We start from the raw sequence: 3323 nt of genomic DNA on the forward strand, positions 1-3323 counted from the left end.
TATATTCACCTTTTCCACATTTCTTCCATCTTCCGCACGTATTTTTACCGCATCCGATTCAGAAATTATAAATTCACGCCCATCTTGAGCAATGTGATTGTAAACCCCTCTTTCAAGTGCCGCAAGCAACGTGGATTTTCCATGATAACCTCCACCCACAATTAGCGTAATTCCTTTTGGAATTCCCATTCCACTTACTTCTTTACCGCTTGGAAGTTTTAATGTAATCTCAAATTTTTCTGGACTTTTAAACTTAACTGCATTTTTCATAGGTCTATCCGAAACTCCACTTTCACGTGGAAGCACAGAACCATTAGCCACAAACGCAACAAGCCCTTTTTCCTTCAACATTTTTCTTGCATATTCCTGATCCAGCATTAGAATTACCTGCTCATTTAATGTTTTTTTATTCAAATTATCATAAATAATGGATTTTTCTACAATTTCAGGCAACTGCTGAAAAATAATTTTCTGTGCATCTTTTCCCATTATCCGTCTACCTCTCGCAGGCATCCCCATTTCAAACCTCACTTCAACTTTATCTCCCTTTATGAGAACTGAAGTTCTTTCCAAGATTTCCTGTCCGCACTTGTCAATAAAAATTCTTCCACTTCCCCCAGTTCCTGTACTGTCATTCCCACTTTTCTGAATTTCCCTATAAAAATTTCTCGTAAGAAAATCTGAAACTGCAATATTCTTATCCTTCGTATCTGTTAGTTCATAAGGAATCCCACAAATTTTTCTATCCATTATAATTCTCATTTTTGAAGGCGGAGCATAAGGATCTGACTGCACGTGATCAATCGCAAGAATATACTTTTCAAACCTATATTCCCCTTTAAGCGACTTATAAATAACTTTTTCCATCCATTGAAAATAATATTTTTTCTAATTCTTTATAATTTTTCATATTTTGTAAACTCTCTTTCTGTTTATTAGTATTTTTTCTTTACTTTACAGTAACTTCTTTAAACTTGAATTTAAAGTTACTTTTCTAAATCTTCTAAGTTTAGTATTTTTTACAAGCAAAACACCTATAATCCTAATTTTTCAATTTTTACTAATTAAACTATTTTCCGAATTTTTCTATGATACACTATGTAACCCTCAACAATTCCTATTAAAGAGCCTGCTAAAGTATTAAAAAATTCTCTTTTCTAAACTTCCTGAAAATTAAAATTCAATCCCAATCTATCGCCTGTTGAAGTATATTCCCTAAATTTATAAATTAACGGTTTCCATTTCTTTGTATCTATGTGAGAATCATCCTTCATTATTTTTTCATCAACAAAAATCCCCTGTATTTCGCACGTTACTATGGCAAACCAGTCTTTTTTTTGAACATCTGTAACTTTTGCCTCTATGTGAATTGGACACTCCTTTATTCTCACAGAATTTACTATTTCACCAGCTAATTCAGTAAATCCTGCAATCTTAAACTTATCTTCACAGTATATATATCCAAGATTCTGCTTTACTTCTGATATTTCTGTATCGCCTGTAAATTTTTCAATCTTTTTCACACTTTCGTACAAGTTTTCATCTGGAACATTAAAAGTTACATCCGATCCAGCTTCAATATTCTTAAATCCTTTATTTCCAAATCCTATTCCCACAACTATTGATTTTCCAAGTACAAATGAAGATGATAATGGAGTTACGTTGTTTTTGCCTGTTTCCTTATCCTTTGTAGTCATCAGTAATACTGGAAATCCATAATAAAATCCATTTTTTTCTAATTTTTTAAACATAATTACCACTCCTCAATATATGAACATTTTTATGTATCTTTTTAGTAATTATACTCTCCAAATCTTTTTTCTCAATTTGCAAACAAATATTTTATCATTCTGTTATTTCAATCAAATTCCCTTCACAATCCTCAACAACGCTCTCATAATATCCATCTCCAGTCGTCCTAGGCCCACTTAAACATCTAAATCCATCATTTACAAGTCTTTTTGTCAATTTATCAACTTTCTCTTTGTTTCCAACGCTAAAAGCAAGATGAATAAAGCCTTCATTCATTATTTTATCGTTTCTTTCCAAAAGTTCAGGACGTGACATTATCTCAAGCCTTGCTTCACTATCGGGAAAAGTTAGGAAATAAGTCTGTAATCCAGTATTTTTATTATGATATTTCTCATTTGCCCTTGCTTCAAAATATTTCTCATAAAATTCCCTTGTTTTTTCCAAATCTTTTACATAAATTGCTACATGATTTATTTTCATAATTAATCTCCTTCAATATTTTTTATAAAATTTATTTTTTTATTCCAATCCTTCTATTTCCTTCTCAATTTGACTTTTTCCATCAACTAAATCCCATTTTCCATAGAGTTTTTCAATTCTTGGCATAAATATTCCAAGTAAAGGTCCAAACAGAACCATGCTAATTATCGTTCCTTCACGCAGACTCCATTCTAAATTCCTATTTTAAAACATAGCCTCAACAGCCCCAAAATTAATAAATGTACAGGATAAAACAAATAATTCAAAATTTTATTCTGTTTTCCTCTCTCCCCATTATAAGTAAGCGTCAATCCAAATCCTAACAAAGCCCATGGAGTCTTAACAATCGAAAGATATCCTCCTATAATTGATAATATTGGATTATTACGAAATATATAGAAAAAATATGCAATCAAAATTCCGTGATATTCATAGTCCAACCCCCAAATCATCGACAACAGGCAAGTTGTTATAACAATTATTATTGAAACAGGAAACCATAATACTGGGGGAATTATATATGATTTTGGAACTTTCAATTCATCAATAACCCAAATCATAACTAATGCTAAAGCTAATGTAAACATTACGTTATTTGAATTCGGCTGAAAAAGTACTGCTGACTGGAACAAGTCAAATGGGATTTCAGAAATAATTCCAAAAATAATCAAATTTAAAAGATATTTGAATCTATTTCCTGTTTTAAAAAAGCCTTCCACAAGAAAAAACATAAAAATCGGAAATGCAACTCTTCCCAAAATATCAAATACATCGCTCACATATCTTAAAAATCCATTTTCTGTTAGCAAAGGATACATCAAAGCCTTATTCACATGATCAATCAACATTGATAAAAAAGCGATATATTTTAATTGTGCTCCTGAAAAGACCCTTATCTTGCTAAATCTATCATTTCCATAAAATATACTCATATCAATTCTCCCTTTATATTTTATTTTTTTATAAAATTCTGATATTATTTAAATTTCTCAATTTCATTTTAATACTAATCCGTCGGAGCGTTTTTCTGTGCCGACAAAACTGTTTGAGCATAGCGAGTTTTTTGTCAGTGCAGAAAAATGTCGTAGACT

4 protein-coding genes are annotated in these 3323 nt (G+C 31.0%); all 4 read right to left on the bottom strand.

Annotated features, from left to right (window positions below; translation table 11 throughout):
• The coding region (locus Q0370_RS08475) for an ABC-ATPase domain-containing protein (RefSeq protein WP_299574605.1) at window positions 1-867 on the bottom strand (867 nt) is incomplete at its 3' end.
• Window positions 868-1157: 290 nt separating this feature from the next.
• Entirely contained in the window at window positions 1158-1751 is a 594-nt protein-coding gene (locus tag Q0370_RS08480; protein WP_299574607.1) for a flavin reductase family protein, read from the bottom strand.
• Between the two features lie 94 nt (window positions 1752-1845).
• On the bottom strand, window positions 1846-2232 hold the full coding sequence (locus Q0370_RS08485) for a VOC family protein (protein ID WP_299574610.1): 387 nt from the start codon (window positions 2230-2232) through the stop codon (window positions 1846-1848).
• Between the two features lie 191 nt (window positions 2233-2423).
• The gene (locus Q0370_RS08490) at window positions 2424-3164 is read right to left on the bottom strand and encodes a TraX family protein (RefSeq protein WP_299574613.1); all 741 of its coding nucleotides are present in this window, start codon (window positions 3162-3164) and stop codon (window positions 2424-2426) included.
• Between the last annotated feature and the right edge of the window lie 159 nt (window positions 3165-3323).

It is taken from the genome of uncultured Leptotrichia sp., assembly GCF_938036635.1.
GTDB lineage: Bacteria > Fusobacteriota > Fusobacteriia > Fusobacteriales > Leptotrichiaceae > Leptotrichia > Leptotrichia hongkongensis.